This is a genomic window from Actinoallomurus liliacearum (assembly GCF_039542035.1).
Lineage (GTDB): Bacteria > Actinomycetota > Actinomycetes > Streptosporangiales > Streptosporangiaceae > Actinoallomurus > Actinoallomurus liliacearum.
Genome location: NZ_BAABHJ010000005.1, coordinates 1,059,038 through 1,076,991 on the forward strand (window position 1 = coordinate 1,059,038; position 17,954 = coordinate 1,076,991).

The window sequence follows — 17,954 nt, forward strand, 5'->3', positions numbered from 1 at the left end:
CACCGGCCCGGCGTAGGTTGCCAGCATGAGTGATCTGGTCGCCCCGGCACCCTCACCCACCGCCCTCCGTCGCGCGCTCGCCCGTGCGCGCGACGGCAAATCGCTCGACGTGTCCGAGGCCGAGGTGCTGTTGCACGCCCGCGGCGAGGACCTGGAGACGCTGCTGACGTACGCCGCCCGCGTCCGTGACGCCGGGCTCGAGGCCGCCGGCCGGCCCGGCGTGATCACCTACAGCCGCAAGGTCTTCATCCCGCTCACGCGCCTGTGCCGCGACCGGTGCGGCTACTGCACGTTCGCGACGGTCCCCGGCCGCCTGGACGCGCCCTACCTCAGCCCCGACCAGGTTCTGGAGATCGCCCGCCAGGGCGCCGAGCTGGGCTGCAAGGAGGCCCTGTTCACCCTCGGCGACCGGCCGGAGGACCGCTGGAAACAGGCCGGCGAGTGGCTGCACGCGCACGGCTACGACGACACGCTCTCGTACGTGCGCGCGATGGCGATCCGCGTGCTGGAGGAGACCGGGCTGCTGCCCCACCTCAACCCCGGCGTGCTGAGCTGGCGGGACCTGCAGCGGCTGCGGCCGGTCGCGCCGTCGATGGGCATGATGCTGGAGACGACGTCCCGGCGGCTCTTCGAGGAGAAGGGCGGCGCGCACTTCGGGTCCCCGGACAAGGACCCCGCCGTACGCCTGCGCGTGCTGGAGGACGCCGGCCGGTCGAACGTGCCGTTCACCACCGGGATCCTCATCGGCATCGGCGAGACGGTCCACGACCGCGCCGAGTCGATCTTCGCCATCCGCAAGGTCATGCGGGAGTACGGCGGGATCCAGGAGGTCATCGTCCAGAACTTCCGCGCCAAGCCGGACACCAAGATGCGCGCCACGCCCGACGCGGAGCTGGAGGAGCTGGCCGCCACGATCGCCGTGACGCGGGTGGTCCTGGGGCCCAGGGCGCGCGTGCAGGCCCCGCCGAACCTGGTCGACTCCGAATACGCCCTGATGCTGCGGGCGGGCATCGACGACTGGGGCGGCGTCTCGCCGCTGACGCCGGACCACGTCAACCCCGAGCGCCCGTGGCCGCAGATCGACGAGTTGGCCGCCCGTACCGCCGACAGCGGGTTCGCGCTGCGGGAGCGCCTGACCATCTACCCCGAGTACGTCCGGCGCGGCGAGTCCTGGCTCGACCCCCGCCTCGCCGCCCACGTGGCCGCGCTGGCCGGCCCGGACGGCCTGGCCCGCGAGGACGTCACGCCGGTCGGCCTGCCCTGGCAGGAGCCGGACGGCAGCTGGGGCGAGGCCGGGCGGACCGACCTGCACGTGGCGATCGACGCCGAGGGCCGTACGAAGGACCGCCGGGACGACTTCGACGAGGTCTACGGCGACTGGTCGGAGGTGGGGACGCGGATCCGGCCCGCCGAACGCTTCGACGCCGACGTCGCGGCGGCGCTGCGCAGCGCCGAGCGGGACCCGGCCGGGCTGTCCGACCAGGACGCCCTCGCGCTGCTGCAGGCCGACGGCCCCGAGCTGGAGGCCCTGGCGCGGCTCGCCGACGACCTGCGCCGCGACGCCGTCGGAGACGACGTGACGTACGTCGTCACGCGCAACATCAACTTCACCAACGTCTGCTACACCGGCTGCCGGTTCTGCGCGTTCGCCCAGCGGCGTACGGACGCCGACGCGTACACACTGTCGATCGAGCAGGTCGGGCAGCGGGTCGACGAGGCCTGGGCGGCCGGGGCGACCGAGGTGTGCATGCAGGGTGGCATCCACCCGGACCTGCCGGGCACCGCCTATTTCGATCTCGCCCGCGAGGTCAAGAGGCGGGCCCCGGAGATCCATATGCACGCCTTCAGCCCCATGGAGGTCGTCAACGGCGCCGCCCGGACCGACCTGTCCATCCGCGACTTCCTGCTCGAGGCGAAGGCGGCGGGCGTGGACTCGCTGCCCGGCACGGCCGCAGAGATCCTCGACGACGACGTCCGCTGGGTGCTCACGAAGGGCAAGCTGCCGACGTCGGCGTGGATCGAGGTGGTGACGACCGCCCACGAGATCGGCCTGCCGACGACCTCCACGATGATGTACGGCCACGTGGACACGCCCGCGCACTGGGTCGCGCACCTGAAGCTGATCCGGTCGATCCAGGAGCGCACCGGTGGCTTCACCGAGTTCGTGCTGCTGCCGTTCGTGCACCATAACGCGCCGATCTACCTCGCCGGCCTGGCCCGGACGGGCCCGACCGCCCGGGAGAACCGCGCGGTCCACGCGCTGGCCCGCGTCCTCCTGCACGGGGCGATCCCGAACATCCAGTGCTCGTGGGTGAAGCTCGAGGACGAGCTGTGCGGGCAGGTCCTGCGGGGCGGCGTCAACGACCTCGGCGGCACGCTCATGGAGGAGACGATCAGCCGGATGGCCGGGTCGGAGAACGGCTCGTTCAAGACGATGTCGGCGCTGGAGGGACTGGCGGCTCGGGCCGGGCGTCCGGCGCGGCAGCGGACGACGCTGTACGGCCCGGTGCCGGAGGAACGGCGCGCCGCGGCGCTGGCGACCGACGGCGTCGGCCGGTTCCTGCCGCTGGCCCACTGAGGGGCGGGTGGAGGACGGACAGGGCGGTCCGGCGCCCTGTCCGCCGGGTCACCTACTTGATGAAGCGGATGACGTGGGCGGTGTGCCGTCCCGACCCGTACAGGGTGGTGACGTGCACGCTGTGCGAGCCGCGGGGCGGCGCGGCCTCGATGATCTTGTTGTTGCCGATGTAGAGCGCCACGTGGGTCGTGGAGTAGATGTCGTCACCGCTGCCCCAGAAGATCAGGTCGCCCTTGCGCAGCGACGACCAGCTCTTCTTCGGGCCCCGGCTGTACTGCTGGGTCGTGTTGGCGCCGATGTCGATGCCCGCGCCCTTGTAGAACGCGTACAGCGTCAGTCCCGAGCAGTCGAAGCCGTACCGGCGGTAGTCGTTGTAGCCGCCGGGGCTCAGGCTGGCGATGCCGCAGGACGGGCCGCCCTTGCCGCCGGCGCCCCATGAGTAGCTGCGGACCTTCTTGGTCTCCGCCGTGGCGACGGCGATCACCCGGTTGACGCGGGCGGTCACCGATCCGCCACGGGAGCCGATGGCGCCGTTGTTGCGCCCGTGCACGGCGGCGCTGCTGTAGCAGTTGCTGGAGCCGGGGGTGTTGCCGCCGCTGCTCGTGCTCCCGCCGCCGGTGTTCGACGTGCCGGTGCTGCACCGGGGCACGCCGGGGGCGTAGCCGGTGTGGCCGGTCTTGACGTAGACGTCGGTCACCCAGGAGCCGTCCGTCGTCTTGTCCCAGATGCTGGATCCGTAGGCGTACTCGCCCGGGTCCTGGCAGACGACGGGGACCTTCTGTCCCTTCTTGTACTTGTCGGCCGTGACGACCTTCGCGTTGAGCGATTTGCCCGCGCGGGTGTTCAGGGCGGCCGTGGCCACGAAGTAGTGGGCGGTCACCTTCTTGCTCGACGACGTGGCCTCGACGTGCGAGGACGAGCAACCGGCGAGTGCGGCGACGCCGATGGACACGGCGGCGACGCTCAGGCCGGTGACGAGTGGTCGTCTCGTTGTCATGAGCGGGTCCTTTCCTGGCGCGGCTAGGGGACCGCGCCGGTCGGGGTTGCGGGGGCAGTGATCATGGCACCGTGCGCGGAGTAATTCTGGATTTTCACAAACCCGGTCGAATCGGACACAGATTGTCACGCAAAGTAAGTACCTACTGGCGGGTACGAAAATCGCTCATTTATTCTCATTGAGCGTTCAAAGCTGATGAAGCGTTCAGAGAGGGCTTTACGGGTGTAGTCCGCCGGGCGCGCTATTCTCCGGCTCATGGCCGTGACCAGGAGGGATCCCCGGATTCGTCTGCTGGTCGCCGGCGCGGCGGTCCTCCTCGTCGGCCTGTCCGCCGGCTGGTATCTCCTGCGCGACCGCCCGCAGGCCTGCCAGGGCAGGACGCTGCAGGTCGGCGTGGTGGCCGCCCCGGACATCACCCCCGCGCTCGCCGCCGTCGCCGCCCGCTTCAACGTGCAGCCGCACGAGATCGGGGGGCGGTGCGCCCAGATCGAGGTCGAGGCGCGGGACCCGGCGACGGTCGTCCGCTCTCTCGCCAAAGGCGACCCGGCCGGCGCGGACGCGTGGGTGCCCGACTCCTCGATGTGGCTCGACCGCGCCCGCGCCGCCGGAGCGCGGACGGTCGGGTTCGGCTCGCCGCTCGCCGCGTCCCCCGTGGTGATCGCGGCACCGCGCGCCGTCGCCGCCGAGCTGCGGGACGACGGGACCGCCGCGAGCTGGCGCCTGCTGAAGAAGGCTCCGCTGCACGCGTCGGTGCGCGTCCTCGACCCGGCCCGCAACGCCGCCGGCGCCGCGGTCGCGCTGGCCGCCCGGGCCACGATCGGCCCCGTCACGGCGCGGCGCGACCCGGACCCGGCCCGGCTCTACGCCTCGTTCGCCGGGCTGGAGGACCTCCGCCGCCCTCTCGTGGCCGCCTCCGAACAGTCGGTCGTCGCCTACAACGACGCCCACCGGCCCAATCCGGCGTCGGTCATCGTCCCCGAGGAGGGCACCCTCCTCCTCGACCACCCGTTCGTCGCGGTGAGCACGGACCCCCTGCGCGCCCAGGCCGCCGACGCGTTCCGCTGGGCCCTGCAGGCACAGCAGGCCCGGGACACCTTCCAGTGGTACGGCTTCCGGACCGCGGACGGCCGCATCGACGCCCGCGACGCGACCCGCCTCGGCCTGCGGGAGACCCTCCCCAAGATTCTCCCGAACCCCACCCCGTCCCAGGTCGCCGCCGCCATGCGCGCCTGACGGTGAGAGGTCACCTCGTCCGTTGCCAGTACGAGCGAGCGGCGACGATCAGGGCGGCGCCGTACACGGCGAAGGCCGCGAGGCCTACCCAGGCGACGAGCAGCGCGTCGGAGGAGGAGTGGAAGTCGCCGCGGGGGACGGTCACGACTCCGGCGGTGCCCAGGACGGCGTAGCAGATCCCGGCCGTGCCGTACGGGGCCAGCGTCGCGGCGCCGATGACGGCCGGCACCAGGGGGAGGGCCGGCGGCACCCTTCGGCCGCCCAGGAACGGGATCCACCGGGGGAACACCTGACCCCACGGGCGGACCAGCCCGAAGAGCAGGAAGACGCCGAGCGCGGCGAGCAGCGCCGTGCCGTCCAGACCCCACGACTCCAGGGTGAGCCACAGACCGGACGCCCCGTTGCGCTCGGCGATCGCCCGCATCTCCGCGCCGTTCGTCCCGGCGAAGGTCCCGTCCAGTGCCCAGACCGTCTTCATCGCCGCGTACGGCGCGAACGCCAGGGTTCCGGCCCAGGCGGTGAGACGTATGGGCCGGGAGGCCGGGACCGGCTCCCGGCGGACGGCGACGTCGCGCGCCACGGGGGATCGGAGGGTGCGGGCGGCCCTGGCGAGGAGGACGGTGCCGACGGCGGCCAGCGCCTGGTTGGCGGTCGCGGCCCGGCTGTCGACACCCTCCCCGAAGACGAGCGTGATCAGGCTCATCAACAGGCCGAACGCCGAGACGACGGACAGGCCGCAGAGCGCCCACAACAGGCCCCGCACCACGGGCCGCGGGCCCTGCCGTGCCGCGAGGGCGGCGCCCGCCGTGAGAAGGGCGAACGCCACGACGGCCCAGTCCACCGAGGCCGGCGCCCGGTGACCGCCCCCGGCGAAGACCGGGGTGCCGGTCAGCGCGCAGGCCACGCCGAACCCGCCGTAACCCACGGCCCAGCCGAACGTCAGCGACGCCGCTCGCCGCCCGGCCATGGACTGGGGAACACTCAGTGCGGAACCGGTCATGCTCCCAACGTGGCCGGACCCGCCCCCCACGAGCCTCCCCCGCAGGAGTGATCGGATTCCTTCGCCGGCGTGAGGCCGCGACGGCTCAGCGGCGGAGGATGAAGTCCTCCGGGTCGCGGGGCGGCCGGTCGCGCGGGGGAGCGGCGGGATGGCCGACGCCGACCGCGCCCATCGGGTCCCAGCTCGGCGGCAGGCCGAGCGTCTCGCGGACGACGTCGGCACAGAACAGCGTGCTCGACACCCAGCACGAACCGAGCCCCTCGACGGCCAGCGCGACGAGGAGGTTCTCCACGCCCGCGCCCATGGCGACCAGGAACATCTCGCGTTCGGCGCGGGACCGGCGGGCGTCCGGGTAGTCGTGCGCGCCGTCCGCCACGAGGCACGGCACGACGAGGTACGGGGCGCGGCGCAGCACGTCGCCGCGCCTGAGCCGCCGCGTGATCGACTCCTCGCTGAAGCCGTCGCCGCGCAGGTCGGCCTCCCAGGCGTCGCGCATCGCGTCGAGCAGCCGGTCCTTGTGCTCCTCGACCAGCACGAAGCGCCAGGGCGTCGTGTGGTGCGGGGCGGGCGCGGTGATCGCGGCGGCCACCGCCCGGCGGACCGCGGCCGGGTCGACCGGCTCGGGCGCGAACTCCCGGACCGTACGGCGGGCCGTCAGCACGTCCGCCGAGCCGTACCGGAACATGTCCTCGTCGGGCGAGCGGACGAGGGCCCGCGCACCCGGCCCGTCCTCCTCGGTCACCAGGCCGGCCAGGCCGCGCACGACCGCGACCGGGACACCGGCCAGCTTGCCCTTCACGAGTTCGGCCGCCGAGGCGATCTCGTCGGCGACCGAGACGACCGTGGCGTCGAGCTGGTTGCCGTACGCGTCGACGCGGCCCCGCAGGTCGTCCAGCGGGGAGAGGCCGGCCGCGCCGATGGCGGCGTCGGTGAGGCCAAGCCGCCACGGGCGGCCGAGCGTGTCCGAGACGATCACGCCGACGCGGACTCCGGTCAGTTCGCGCAGGCGCGCGCGGATGCGGCGCGCCGACGCGTCCGGGTCCTCGGGGAGGAGCAGCACCGTGCCCCGGCCGGTGTTCGACGCGTCCACGCCCGCCGCCGCCAGGACCAGGCCCTGACGGGTCTGCACGATCCGCGTGGCGCCCCGCCGGGCCACGACCCGCACGGTCTCCGCGTCGATCGCCTTCTCCCGGTCGTCGGCGACCAGGATCCGTCCCTCCGCCTTGCTGACGATTTTGGAGGTGACGACGACCACGTCGCCGTCCCGCAGATCGGCCCCGGCGATCAGCCCGGCGACGTCGTCGCCTTCGCGCACCTCGGGAAGGCCGTCAAGTCCGAAGACCTCGAATCTCACGCGAGCTCCCGGGCCAGGTCTACGGCGGCGCGGGCGATGTCCGCGGCGGCGTCCACGTCCGTCATCAGGAGCGGCCGGGCGCGGACGGCGATGCCGTCGAGGTCGCCCTCGAGCGCGGCGTCGGCGGTGTCCACGAGCCAGCCGTCGAGCAGGTCCGCGCCGTAGTGTGCGGCCACCGCACCCGCCGAGGTCTCCACGCCGATCGCGGTCAGGCAGGCGTCGGCCATGCCGCGCACGGGAGCGCCGCCGATGATCGGGGAGACGCCCACGACGGTCTTGGCCGCGACCGCCGGGCGGATGCCCGGAACGGACAGGATCGTCCCCACGCTCACCACCGGGTTGGACGGCGGGAGGATCACGAAGTCGGCCGCGTCCAGGGCCTCGAGGACGCCGGGCGCGGGCTTGGCGTCCTCGGCCCCGACGGCCACGATCGAGCGGGCCGGGACCTGCGCGTGCAGGCGCACCCACCATTCCTGGAAGTGGACGGCCCGCCGGCCCTGCTCCTCCTCGATGACGACGTGGGTCTCCACCCGGTCGTCGCTCATCGGCAGCAGGCGCACACCGGGCTTCCAGCGCTCGCACAGCGCCTCGGTCACGGCGGACAGCGGGTATCCCGCGTCCAGCATCTGCGTGCGCACGATGTGCGTCGCGAAGTCACGGTCGCCGAGGGTGAACCAGGAGGGGCCGACCTCGTACGCGGCGAGTTCCTCGCGGATCGTGAACGTCTCGTCCGCGCGGCCCCATCCCTGCTCCTCGTTGATGCCGCCGCCGAGGGTGTACATCACGGTGTCCAGATCGGGACAGACCCGAAGCCCGAAGAGTGAAATGTCGTCGCCGATGTTGCCGATAACGGTGATGTCCGCCTCTGGGGCGGCCTGCTGTAGTCCGCGCAGGAAACGGGCTCCCCCGATTCCGCCCGCCAGTGCCACGATGCGCATGCGGACAAGTCTGGCACCTCGGGGGGCGGCGGACGCCCACGGGCCGTCGGTCGGTATGCGAAGCTGGCAAGGATCCGATTACTCACAGGGAGTACACGCGTGAACAACGACGCCGCGCAGCGGCTACGAGGACCCGGGGCGTGGATCCTCCTCGGTTCGGTCGTCCTGCAGTTCCTCAGCGGACTGATCGGCCTGTCCACGGGTAAGGGCACGACCTTTACGTACCGCGCCTACAACTTCGTCGCGTACGACAACTTCTTCGCGGGCGTGGCCACCGTCGCGGTCGTCGTGGCGGCGGTGGCGCTGGCGTCCCGGCTCGGCGGCCCCCCGATCGCCCAGGCCCGCAACGTCGCCCTGGCAGGCGTGATCCTGCTCGGCGTCATCGCGCTGTTCGACGTGATCGGCATCCTCGCGGGCCTCGCGGCGGGCAGCGGCAGCGAGGCCGCGATCCTGGACATTCCGGTCAGTGCGAAGTTCGCGATGTTCCTGTACGGCGTCGCGAAGCTCGCGGTGCTGGCGGTCGGCGCCTTCTACGCCTTCTCGACGTTCCAGTCGCTCCAGCCGACGCCGCCGGCCGTTCCGCAGTATCCCCAGCAGGGTTACGGCCAGCCGGGGCCGCAGTACGGCCAGGCGTACGGTCAGCAGCAGCCTTACGGTCAGCCGCAACAGCCCTATGGACAGCCCCAGGTGCAGCAACCGTATGGTCAACAGTCGCCATATCCGCAGCAGGGGTACGGCCAGTCTGCTTACTATCAGCAGCGACCGGCCCAGCCCGCCCAGCCGGCGCAGCCGGCCGGGCAGAGCGAGGGTGAGTGGACGCGTGCCTACGGCAGCACGGAGCAGCCGGCACCGCAGGAGACGAAGGAGACCTCATCGGGATCCGGGGAGTCGGATCAGTCGCCTCCCGCAGACCCGTACCGGCCTCCGGAGTAGTCGGCGACGGCAGAAACACATAACCGCGGGATTCTGTGGAGTCACTGATCGTCTCTGCAGGTCAGCACGGCTTTACGGTCGTGACACCCCGTGCCGTGCCCATTCGGCTTGACGTCCCTGGTCATACACGCGTGTAATTTCATGGGTGTAGTTCTGCCTTCCCGGGGGACTGAGTCGGGGAAGGTGACCAGGGGGGACTCCACGGGGCGAGGAGGTGCGTCTGTGAGCGAAGTGCTCATCCCGCTGGCGCACGGTGCAGACGGCGAAGAGTTGGGCTGGCAGGAGCGCGCGCTGTGCGCGCAAACCGACCCGGAAGCTTTTTTTCCGGAAAAGGGTGGCTCGACCCGTGAAGCCAAGAAAGTGTGCCGTGCCTGTGAGGTGCGGGCGGAATGCTTGGAATACGCGCTGGGGCATGACGAGCGGTTCGGGATCTGGGGAGGTCTTTCCGAACGTGAACGCCGGAAGCTCAAGCGCGCGGCAGGCTGAAATCCGCCTCCGCGGCGTCTGACGCCCGCGGCGACCATTTCACCGGGGTCCTGCCGGACGGCTTGACGCGGTCCGGCAGGGCCCGGGGGCGCCGCGTACGGTCGTCGGATCTCGCACGTCCATGCGCCGAGGCCTGCGGACCAGGCGGGCCGTTCAGGCTCAGTCGTCGCGGGACTCGTAGGTCGGGTCGATGGACTCCGGCGCGAGCCCGAGCAGATCCGCGACCTCCTCGACGACCACGTCACGGACCAGCCGGACGCGGTCGCGCTCATCGTCGCCGCCACGCGCCTCCACGGGCCGCCGGTACACCACGATCCGCGCCGGTCTGCCGTCCGCCGCGGGCAGCAGACGCCCGAGCGGAACCGGATCGGCCGGGTCCGCCCACGGCTCGACGGGCGGGACCTCTTCGACGGCGAACTCGACACCTGTCAACTCGCGGCTCCATCGCTGCTCGAGCCGGCGCGCCTCCTCGCGGACCAGATCGTCGAAGCGCTCGGCGCGGGTCCGGGAGATCGGCGCATCGGGCGGCGCGAGCGGGCCGCGCAGGCCGCGTCCACGGCGGTCGCGGCGGCGTGTGCTGGAGCGTGTCACCCGGGATCGCACTCCTTGAGCATAGTCCGGACCTCGCCGGACCGCCCCCCGCACAAAGATCCGTTATGCGGTCGCGCGTCGGAAATACGGCGACACGAAGTGAGGATAGTGGCGCGGGGGCGGCAGGAGGAGATACGTTCCCGTCGTGAGCCCCGTCCGCATCTGCTCCCGCACCGCGTGCAAGCAGTCTGCTGTCTACACGCTCACGTACGTCTACGCCGACTCGACCGCTGTTCTGGGCCCGCTGGCAGCGTACGTCGAGCCGCATTGCTATGACCTCTGCGCCGAGCACGCCGAGCGCCTGACCGCCCCCGTCGGCTGGGAGCTCGTCCGCCTCCCCGCCGAAGAGTCCGAGCCGACCACTGACGACCTCGAAGCACTGGCCAACGCCGTCCGTGAGGCCGCGAAACCGGCCACGCCGCGGGAGGAACCGGTCGGGCAGGGCATCGAGGTCGGCCGGCGCGGCCATCTGCGGGTCCTCCGCTCCGACACGCCCCGCAAACCCTGATCCGCTCCCGGTAGGCTCATGACCGCAATGCGACGACCGGGCCATGAGCAGGGGGGCGCAGGTGGGCGACCTGGCCAAGATCTTCAAGGCGTACGACGTCCGGGGGATCGTGCCCGATGACTTCGACGAGCGGATAGCCGAGGCGGCCGGTGCCGCCTTCGTCCGCGTCACCGGCGCCACGGCGATCGTCACCGCCCACGACATGCGCGCCTCGTCGGGCCCGCTGTCCGCCGCGTTCGCGCGGGGCGCCGCCGCCCAGGGCGCCGACGTCACGGAGGCGGGCCTCGGCTCGACCGACCTGCTCTACTACGCCAGCGGCAGCCTCGGACTGCCCGGCGCGATGTTCACCGCCAGCCACAACCCGGCCCGGTACAACGGCATCAAGCTGTGCCGGGCGGGCGCCCGGCCGATCGGCCGGGACACCGGGCTCGGCGAGATGCGCCGGCTGGTCGAGGAGGGCGTTCCCGCCCACGACGGCCCGGCGGGGACGGTCCGCCGCTTGGACCTGCTCTCGGGATACTCCGCGCATCTGCGGTCCCTCGTCGACCTGTCGGGCATCCGTCCGCTCAAGGTCGTCGTCGACGCCGGCAACGGCATGGCCGGGCACACGGTGCCGAGCGTGTTCGCGGGGCTGCCGATCGAGATCGTCCCGCTCTACTTCGAGCTCGACGGCACGTTCCCGAACCACGAGGCCAACCCGATCGAGCCGGAGAACCTCCGCGACCTGCAGGCGGCGGTCCGCGAGCACGGCGCCGACATCGGGCTGGCCTTCGACGGCGACGCGGACCGCTGTTTCGTCGTGGACGAGCGCGGCGAGCCGGTCACGCCCTCGGCGATCACGGCCCTGGTCGCCGTACGGGAGCTGGCCAAGCACCCCGGCGCGCGGATCGTGCACAACCTGATCACCTCCCGGGCCGTCCCGGAGTTCATCCGGGAGCACGGCGGCGAGCCCGTCCGCACGAGGGTCGGGCACTCGTTCATCAAGCAGACGATGGCCGAGGCCGGCGCCGTCTTCGGCGGTGAGCACTCCGCCCACTACTACTTCCGCGACTTCTGGTTCGCCGACTCCGGCATGCTCGCCGCGCTGCACGTCCTGGCCGCGCTCGGCGAGCAGGAGCGGCCGCTGTCCGCGCTGCTCGCCGCCTACAGCCCGTACACCGCGTCCGGTGAGATCAACTCCGAGGTCGCCGACCAGGCGGCCGCGACGGCGCGGGTGCGCGCCGAGTTCGCGGGCCGGCCCGGCGTCACCCTGGACGAGCTCGACGGCCTCACGGTCGGGCACGCCGACTGGTGGTTCAACCTGCGACCGTCCAACACCGAACCCCTCCTCCGCCTCAACGCCGAGGCGGCCGACCCCGAGACCATGGCCGCGGTGCGCGACGAAGTGCTCGCCGTCGTCCGAAAGGAAGAAAGTTGAACATCGACGCCTGGCTGCTGGAGATCCTGGCCTGCCCCAACTGCCGGGGCGAGCTGAAGGCCGACGAGGCGGCCGACGAGCTCGTCTGCACCGGAACGTGCAAGTACGCCTACCCGGTGCGCGACGACATCCCGGTCCTGCTGGTCGACGAGGCGCGGACCCCGGCCTGACATGACTTTTGTCGAGGTCGACCCCGGCCGCCTCGACGACCCCGAGGCGCTGGCGGCCGCCGATCCCGGAGACATGCTGCGGTGTGTCGCCTCCGCCGCGGCGCAGGTCCGCGAGGCTCGGCTCTACACCGCCGAGGCGGGCGTCGAACGCATCGCGCAGGGCGGCCGGCCCCGTGCCATCGTCGTCGTCGGCACCAGCGGCTCCGGCCTCGCCGGGGAGATGCTGGCGGCCGTCTGCGGGCAGGGCTGCCGCGTGCCGATCATGACCGTACAAGGTCACCGGCTCCCCGGCTGGGTCGGCGCGGCCGACCTGGTCATCGCCGTGTCCGGGCCGGGCGGCACCGAGGAGACCCTGACGGCGGCCGTCGAGGCCGTGCGCCGGGGCTGCCGCCTGCTGTGCGTCGGCGCCGGCGCGTCACCGCTGGCCGAGATCGCCGTCCAGGCCGGCGTGCCGTTCGTCCCCGTACGACCGGCCGGGCCGGAGCGGACGATGCTGTGGGGCCTGACCGTCCCGCTGCTGCTAGCCGCCCGGGCGCTCGGGCTGACCGACGTCACGGCCGCGACCCTCGAACGGACGGCCGAGGTGCTGGAGGACATGAGCCACCAGTGCCGGCCGGCGAGCGAGTCGTTCGTCAATCCCGCCAAACAGGTCGCGCTGGAGCTCGCCGGCTCGCTGCCCGTCATCTGGGGCACGTCACCGCTGACCGGGGCGGCCGCCCACCGCTTCGCGAGCCGGCTCGCGGCCGACGCCGGCCACCCCGCCGTACACGGTGAGCTGCCGGCGGCCTGGCACGACCAGGCGGCGCTGTTCGACGGTCCGTTCGCGGCCGGCGCGGGCGGCTCCGCCGAGGAGGACTTCTTCCGTGACCGGGTCGAGGAACCGGAGCCGACCCGGCTGTCCCTCGTGCTCGTCCACGACGTCGAGGAGCACCCGCAGGTGACCAGGCGGCGGGAGATCGCCGCCGAGTTCGCCCGGGACCGCGCCGTACCCGTGGTGGAGCTGACGACCAGGGGCACCCACCCGCTGGAACGGCTCGCCGGGCTCATCGCGCACATCGACTACATCAGCGTCTACCTGGCCCTGGCCATCGGGGTCGACCCGTCGGCGGCCATCCGGGAGCCCGAAGAGAGGAACACGTGAGTAACACCGGCCGCGCGACGGATAGGAGCGACCGTGAGTGCTGAAGGCGGTACCAAGGCGATCATCGCGGCACTCGGGGCGAACCTCGGTATCGCGGCCGCGAAGTTCGTGGCGTTCGCGTTCACCGGATCGGCGTCGATGATGGCCGAGGGGGTGCACTCGATCGCCGACTCGGGCAACCAGGGCCTCCTGCTGCTCGGCAGCAAGCGGTCCAAGCGGGCCAGGACCCGCGAGCACCCGTTCGGCTACGGCAGCGAGCGCTACTTCTACGCCTTCATCGTCGCGGTGGTGCTGTTCACCGTCGGCGCCCTGTTCTCGCTGTACGAGGGCTGGCACAAGGTCGCCGACCCGCACGACGTCGAGGACCCGATCTGGGCGTTCGGCGTGCTGATCTTCGCGATCCTCCTCGAGGGCTCCTCGTTCCGTACGGCGATGAAGGAGGCGAGCCAGACCCGGGGCAAGCAGAGCTGGGTGTCCTATATCCGCCGGGCCAAGGCGCCCGAGCTTCCGGTCGTGCTCCTGGAGGACTCCGCGGCCCTGCTCGGCCTGGTCATCGCCCTGGTCTGCGTCGCGCTGGCCGTCGTCACCGGCAACGGGGTCTGGGACGGCATCGGCTCGATGGCCATCGGCGTGCTGCTGGCGTTCGTGGCGATCGTGCTGGCCATCGAGACCAAGAGCCTGCTGATCGGTGAGGCGGCCGCCACCGAGGTGGAGAAGCGGATCGTCACCGAGCTCGAGTCGGTCGACGAGGTCGACCGGGTCATCCACATCCGGACGCTGCACGTCGGCCCGGAGGAGCTGCTCGTGGCCGCGAAGATCGCGGTGACCCACGACGACACCGCCGCCGAGGTCGCCAGGGCGATCGACGCGGCCGAGAAGCGCGTACGGGCCGCCGTCCCGATGGCCCGCCACATCTACCTCGAACCCGACCTGGACCGCTCCGGCGTGCCGGACGCCTCGTAGCCCTCAATAGGTGCAGCCCTCCGCCGGACGGCGGAGGGCTGCTGTTGTGACGGTGGCCGCGTCAGTGGGCTCCGCTCGCAGCCTCACCCGGTCCTCCGGGCGGATCGGCTACTGCGGAAGGCGACCTACTGGCCCGGCTTCGGCTCCGGCGGCCGCTTCGGCGCCGGGTTCCGCGGCGGGGTCGTCGGCGGCCTCGACCCGGGGTTCCTGGTCATGGATTTCTCCCTCGTCTGGTACGTGATCGCGTCCGCGCGTTTGGGCGTGGACGGGCTCGGTCCGGATGGATCCGAGTGATGTGGACCGTGCTGGTTTCGGCGCCTGGTGCAAGCGATCCGGCGGGAAAAGGCGCAGCCCCCCGCCGTCAGGCGGAGGGCTGCGGTTAAGGGGGGCGGCGTCAGCGGCCCCACCTCGGTGGCCGGCTCAGCGACGGTTCATCACTGGACCGGTACCGGGGACGGCGGCGTCGGGCTCGTCGGTCCCGGCAGGGTGGGGGCCGGCTTCGCGGGCTTCCTGGACATGGCGTGCTCCTCTGCTTCGTGTTCACCGTCCGCCTTTTTGGTGCGGACGGCCTCGGCCCGGGATGGGTCCAAGTGACCAAGACCGTACGACGTCCGGCGCTCGGCGCAATCGAACCGGCGGCGAAATGTCGTCTCGGCTCGGCGAGTCCGGCGGCTATCCGGGGGAGCCGCCGGGGGTGACCAGGCCGGACTCGTAGGCCAGGACGACGGCCTGGGCGCGGTCGCGCAGGCCGAGTTTGGTGAACACGCGGGCGACGTGCGTCTTGACCGTGTGCTCGCTCACCACGAGACGGGCGGCGATCTCGGCGTTGGACAGGCCCGCGGCGATCAGTTGGAGGACCTCGGTCTCCCGGGCGGTGAGCGTCTCCAGCGCCGGGGCGGGCGTCGGCCTGTCCCGCCGTTGCCGGGCGAACTCCCGGATCAGCCGTCCCGTCACCTGCGGGGCCAGCAGCGCGTCGCCCCGGGCGACGACGCGCACGGCGGCCACCATGTCGTCGGCGGTCGAGTCCTTCAGCAGGAAGCCGCTCGCCCCGGCGGCCAGCGCCTCGTAGACGTACTCGTCCACGTCGAACGTCGTCAGCACCAGCACCCGCGTCGATCCGCCGGCCGGATCGGCGAGGATGCGCCGCGTGGCCTCGATGCCGTCCATCTTCGGCATCCTGATGTCCATCAGCACGACGTCGGGCCGGTGGGCCTCGGCGAGGCGCACGGCCTCCCGCCCGTCACCGCACTGCCCGACGACGTCGATGTCCGGCTGGGCGGCAAGGAGGGCGGCGAAACCGGCCCGCACGATCGTCTGGTCGTCGACGATCAGCACTCGAATCACGATCGACGATTCTGGCCTACCGGAAGCTCCGCCTGCACCGCGAATCCGCCTTCCGGCCGCGGACCGGCCGCGAACCGGCCGCCGAGCATCGTCGCCCGCTCGCGCATGCCCACGAGACCGTGGCCCATGACCTTCGTACGGCCGTCGTTCACCGTCGTGGGCGGGGCCGTCGAGCCGTCGTCGGTGACACGGACGGCGAGCCGGTCGCCCTGGTACTCCAGCTCGACGTTCACCTGGGCGCCCGGGGCGTGCCGCCGCGCGTTCGTCAGGGCCTCCTGCACGATCCGGTACGCCGACAGCTCGATCGTCGTCGACAGGGGCCGGGCGCTGCCGCGCACGGTCAGCCGCGCCTCGCCGCCGGCGCCGCGGTGCGAGTCGATGAGTTCGCCCAGCCGGTCCAGCCGCGGCTGCGGCGTCACCTCCGGCTCGGCGCCGGGTTCGGCGCGCAGCACGGTCAGCAGCCGGCGCATCTCCTCGAGGGCCTCCCGGGCGGCGCCGGCGATCTCGCCGAAGCCCTTCTTGGCCTCGGGGGACAGCTCCCGCATCGTGTACGGGGCCGTCTCCGCCTGCACGGCGATCATCGAGACCGAGTGGGCGACGACGTCGTGCAGCTCGCGGGCGATCCGGGCGCGCTCCCGCAGGATGGCCTGCTCACGCTGGGCGGCGTTGAGCTGGGTGAGGGTCTCGCTGCTGCGCTCCCGTTCCTCGTCCACGCTCGCCTCGGCGGTCTCCACCGTACGGCGGGCGTCGCCCAGGCCGATGGCGGCGATGACGGCCGTGAACCCGGCCAGCCACGGGATGTCGTCCAGGCTGCCGGAGGCGAGGTACACCACGCCGACGGCGACGACGCTGCACACGCCGAGCACGCCCGTGGACTGGCGGGGGAGCTGCTGGGCGAGGAGGAACAGCGTGTACAGCCCGGCGAAGGCCGTCGTCAGCAGGACCTGCTGCCCGGACAGCAGGCTCGCGGCGAGCGCGCCCAGCACGATCGCCGACGCCGGCCGCAGCGACTCCCGGCGGAACATCAGCGGCAGCGTCGCCGCCAGCGCGAACGCGCCGGGCAGGCTCACGACCTGAAGGTGGTGCAGGGGCAGCTCGATCAGGGCCGCCGCGGCGAGGATCGCGCCCGTCACCGGACCGTACGCCCACGACTCCCCGAACCGGCGCCAGGCGTGCACCCAGCGCAGCAGCGGCGGCGTCTTGGGCGGCCGGGACGGCGGGGCGGGCGCTCCCGCCGGGGTCGGCGGCTGACGGGTGAACAGGGTGCCGTCCGGCGTCGCGTACGCGGGCGGTCCGCCGTAAGGCGGAGGCGCCGCGGGCGGAGTGCTCCGGCCGTACAGGGCGGCGACGAGGCGGCTGGTGATCGGACGCAGGAGCCGGCCGATGCCGGTGAGGATCCACAGAAGGACCTGACCCACCGCGGTCACGACCTGTGCGGCCATGCGCCACGCCGCCGGTCCGGCCTCGTGGAGGAAGTCAGGCTTGTCGCTGGTCACTCTTTACCATGACATGCCTTGGGGGGTGTTCGCCTCACCGTACGGAGCGATTCCGTCTCGGTCCTGAGTGCCCCGATGTCCACCTCTGGAACGATTCCGGGTCCATCCTTGCGGGGGACGACCGGCCGCCGTCCGCGGCGTACTTTTATCTTGTGACGAGGCGCCGGCGCTCTCGCACTAGGGGGTCCGAGGTCGCCGGCGTCCGGGCCGGGCCATCTGGATCTCGGGGGTTCGGATGGCGCGGCCGATCGTCCCTCGCCGAGGTGGCCGCAGTCCGTCCGGGTCTCCCGCGGGTATGTCCCGTGGACGGCTGGTCGGGGCGACCATGGGCTGGGGAAGGCCCCGATCCGGCCTCCTCGGCGAGGGCCGCACCGATGGCCCGCCGATCACCCTCGGCGGACGCGCCGACGGCGGGCCCCGTGCGGCTCCCGGCCGGGCCGATCGAGGCTAAGGCCGGCCGCGCAGGAGGCGTAGTGCCTTCTCCTTCTCGAAGTCCAGGGCGCGCGCCGGCGGCGCCGACAGCCGGCCGACGCGCTCGCCGAGCTCCCGGACGTCCGCCCGTACCTCCGGGTCGGCCAGCACGCGCAGCCCGAACGCGAGCTCCGCGGGGCTGATGTCGTACCTCCGCTCCAGCGCCAGCGCGAGCGCCACGGCGCGCAGCTCGGCCTCGCCGAAGCGGCGGTGCCCCTGCCGCTCGCGGGTCGGCGGAAGGAGGCCGAGGGTCTCGCGGTAGCGGAGCATGCGGGGGGACGTGCCGAGTCGCCGAGCGGCCTCCGTGATACGCATGGGCCCCATTCTGACAAAT

At 72.5% G+C, this 17,954-nt stretch carries 17 protein-coding genes; 9 read left to right on the top strand and 8 right to left on the bottom strand.

Going from position 1 to position 17,954, the window contains the following annotated elements:
• Positions 1-25: 25 nt before the first annotated feature.
• Positions 26-2,578: a bifunctional FO biosynthesis protein CofGH gene (locus ABD978_RS12920; RefSeq protein ID WP_345353374.1), complete on the top strand. Its 2,553-nt coding sequence runs from the start codon at positions 26-28 to the stop codon at positions 2,576-2,578.
• A gap of 52 nt (positions 2,579-2,630) precedes the next feature.
• On the opposite strand, the gene ABD978_RS12925 is transcribed toward ABD978_RS12920, so the two are convergent.
• The gene (locus ABD978_RS12925) at positions 2,631-3,575 is read right to left on the bottom strand and encodes a C40 family peptidase (protein WP_345353376.1); all 945 of its coding nucleotides are present in this window, start codon (positions 3,573-3,575) and stop codon (positions 2,631-2,633) included.
• A gap of 255 nt (positions 3,576-3,830) precedes the next feature.
• On the opposite strand from ABD978_RS12925, the gene ABD978_RS12930 reads away from it, so the two are divergent.
• Positions 3,831-4,808, top strand: a complete 978-nt coding sequence (locus ABD978_RS12930; RefSeq protein ID WP_345353379.1) for a substrate-binding domain-containing protein — start codon at positions 3,831-3,833, stop codon at positions 4,806-4,808.
• Positions 4,809-4,818: 10 nt separating this feature from the next.
• Here the strand turns inward: ABD978_RS12930 and ABD978_RS12935 are convergent, their stop codons facing one another.
• From ABD978_RS12935 to cofD, 3 genes are all read right to left on the bottom strand, one after another.
• Positions 4,819-5,808, bottom strand: coding sequence for a hypothetical protein (locus tag ABD978_RS12935; protein WP_345353381.1), 990 nt, complete (start codon positions 5,806-5,808; stop codon positions 4,819-4,821).
• Positions 5,809-5,893: 85 nt separating this feature from the next.
• Positions 5,894-7,162, bottom strand: coding sequence for a coenzyme F420-0:L-glutamate ligase (locus tag ABD978_RS12940; RefSeq protein ID WP_345353383.1), 1,269 nt, complete (start codon positions 7,160-7,162; stop codon positions 5,894-5,896).
• Positions 7,159-8,100 (bottom strand): 2-phospho-L-lactate transferase, encoded by a 942-nt coding sequence (gene cofD / locus ABD978_RS12945; RefSeq protein ID WP_345353385.1) that lies wholly within the window; start codon positions 8,098-8,100, stop codon positions 7,159-7,161. The genes ABD978_RS12940 and cofD overlap by 4 nt, the downstream gene beginning before the upstream one ends.
• A 99-nt stretch (positions 8,101-8,199) precedes the next feature.
• Between cofD and ABD978_RS12950 the strand changes: the two genes are divergently transcribed.
• A complete protein-coding gene (locus ABD978_RS12950; protein WP_345353387.1) occupies positions 8,200-9,033 on the top strand; it encodes a hypothetical protein in 834 nt (277 codons plus the stop codon).
• Between the two features lie 222 nt (positions 9,034-9,255).
• A complete protein-coding gene (locus ABD978_RS12955) occupies positions 9,256-9,519 on the top strand; it encodes a WhiB family transcriptional regulator (RefSeq protein ID WP_252810716.1) in 264 nt (87 codons plus the stop codon).
• Between the two features lie 159 nt (positions 9,520-9,678).
• Here the strand turns inward: ABD978_RS12955 and ABD978_RS12960 are convergent, their stop codons facing one another.
• Positions 9,679-10,110 (bottom strand): metallopeptidase family protein, encoded by a 432-nt coding sequence (locus ABD978_RS12960; protein ID WP_345353389.1) that lies wholly within the window; start codon positions 10,108-10,110, stop codon positions 9,679-9,681.
• Between the two features lie 145 nt (positions 10,111-10,255).
• On the opposite strand from ABD978_RS12960, the gene ABD978_RS12965 reads away from it, so the two are divergent.
• The 5 genes from ABD978_RS12965 to ABD978_RS12985 all read left to right on the top strand — a co-directional run bounded on the left by ABD978_RS12965 (position 10,256) and on the right by ABD978_RS12985 (position 14,309).
• Positions 10,256-10,618, top strand: coding sequence for a DUF3499 domain-containing protein (locus tag ABD978_RS12965; protein ID WP_345353391.1), 363 nt, complete (start codon positions 10,256-10,258; stop codon positions 10,616-10,618).
• Between the two features lie 61 nt (positions 10,619-10,679).
• Positions 10,680-12,035: a phosphomannomutase/phosphoglucomutase gene (locus ABD978_RS12970; RefSeq protein WP_345353697.1), complete on the top strand. Its 1,356-nt coding sequence runs from the start codon at positions 10,680-10,682 to the stop codon at positions 12,033-12,035.
• Positions 12,032-12,205 (top strand): Trm112 family protein, encoded by a 174-nt coding sequence (locus ABD978_RS12975; protein WP_345353393.1) that lies wholly within the window; start codon positions 12,032-12,034, stop codon positions 12,203-12,205. Before ABD978_RS12970 ends, ABD978_RS12975 begins: the two co-directional genes overlap by 4 nt.
• A 1-nt stretch (position 12,206) precedes the next feature.
• A complete protein-coding gene (locus ABD978_RS12980; protein WP_345353395.1) occupies positions 12,207-13,346 on the top strand; it encodes an SIS domain-containing protein in 1,140 nt (379 codons plus the stop codon).
• A 33-nt stretch (positions 13,347-13,379) separates the two neighbouring features.
• Positions 13,380-14,309: a cation diffusion facilitator family transporter gene (locus ABD978_RS12985; RefSeq protein WP_345353397.1), complete on the top strand. Its 930-nt coding sequence runs from the start codon at positions 13,380-13,382 to the stop codon at positions 14,307-14,309.
• Between the two features lie 672 nt (positions 14,310-14,981).
• Here ABD978_RS12985 and ABD978_RS12990 read toward each other — a convergent pair.
• From ABD978_RS12990 to ABD978_RS13000, 3 genes are all read right to left on the bottom strand, one after another.
• Complete coding sequence (locus ABD978_RS12990; RefSeq protein ID WP_345353399.1) at positions 14,982-15,653, bottom strand: response regulator; 672 nt, start codon at positions 15,651-15,653, stop codon at positions 14,982-14,984.
• Entirely contained in the window at positions 15,650-17,149 is a 1,500-nt protein-coding gene (locus tag ABD978_RS12995; RefSeq protein WP_345353401.1) for a sensor histidine kinase, read from the bottom strand. Before ABD978_RS12995 ends, ABD978_RS12990 begins: the two co-directional genes overlap by 4 nt.
• A 447-nt stretch (positions 17,150-17,596) precedes the next feature.
• A complete protein-coding gene (locus ABD978_RS13000) occupies positions 17,597-17,935 on the bottom strand; it encodes a MerR family DNA-binding transcriptional regulator (RefSeq protein ID WP_345353403.1) in 339 nt (112 codons plus the stop codon).
• Between the last annotated feature and the right edge of the window lie 19 nt (positions 17,936-17,954).

What these genes read in the sequence shown, in the direction of transcription:
- ABD978_RS12920 (WP_345353374.1), top strand. Translation starts at nt 26, where the DNA reads ATGAGTGATCTGGTCGCCCCGGCACCCTCACCCACCGCCCTCCGTCGC.
- ABD978_RS12925 (WP_345353376.1), bottom strand. Translation starts at nt 3,575, where the DNA reads ATGACAACGAGACGACCACTCGTCACCGGCCTGAGCGTCGCCGCCGTG.
- ABD978_RS12930 (WP_345353379.1), top strand. Translation starts at nt 3,831, where the DNA reads ATGGCCGTGACCAGGAGGGATCCCCGGATTCGTCTGCTGGTCGCCGGC.
- ABD978_RS12935 (WP_345353381.1), bottom strand. Translation starts at nt 5,808, where the DNA reads ATGACCGGTTCCGCACTGAGTGTTCCCCAGTCCATGGCCGGGCGGCGA.
- cofD (WP_345353385.1), bottom strand. Translation starts at nt 8,100, where the DNA reads ATGCGCATCGTGGCACTGGCGGGCGGAATCGGGGGAGCCCGTTTCCTG.
- ABD978_RS12980 (WP_345353395.1), top strand. Translation starts at nt 12,207, where the DNA reads ATGACTTTTGTCGAGGTCGACCCCGGCCGCCTCGACGACCCCGAGGCG.
- ABD978_RS13000 (WP_345353403.1), bottom strand. Translation starts at nt 17,935, where the DNA reads ATGCGTATCACGGAGGCCGCTCGGCGACTCGGCACGTCCCCCCGCATG.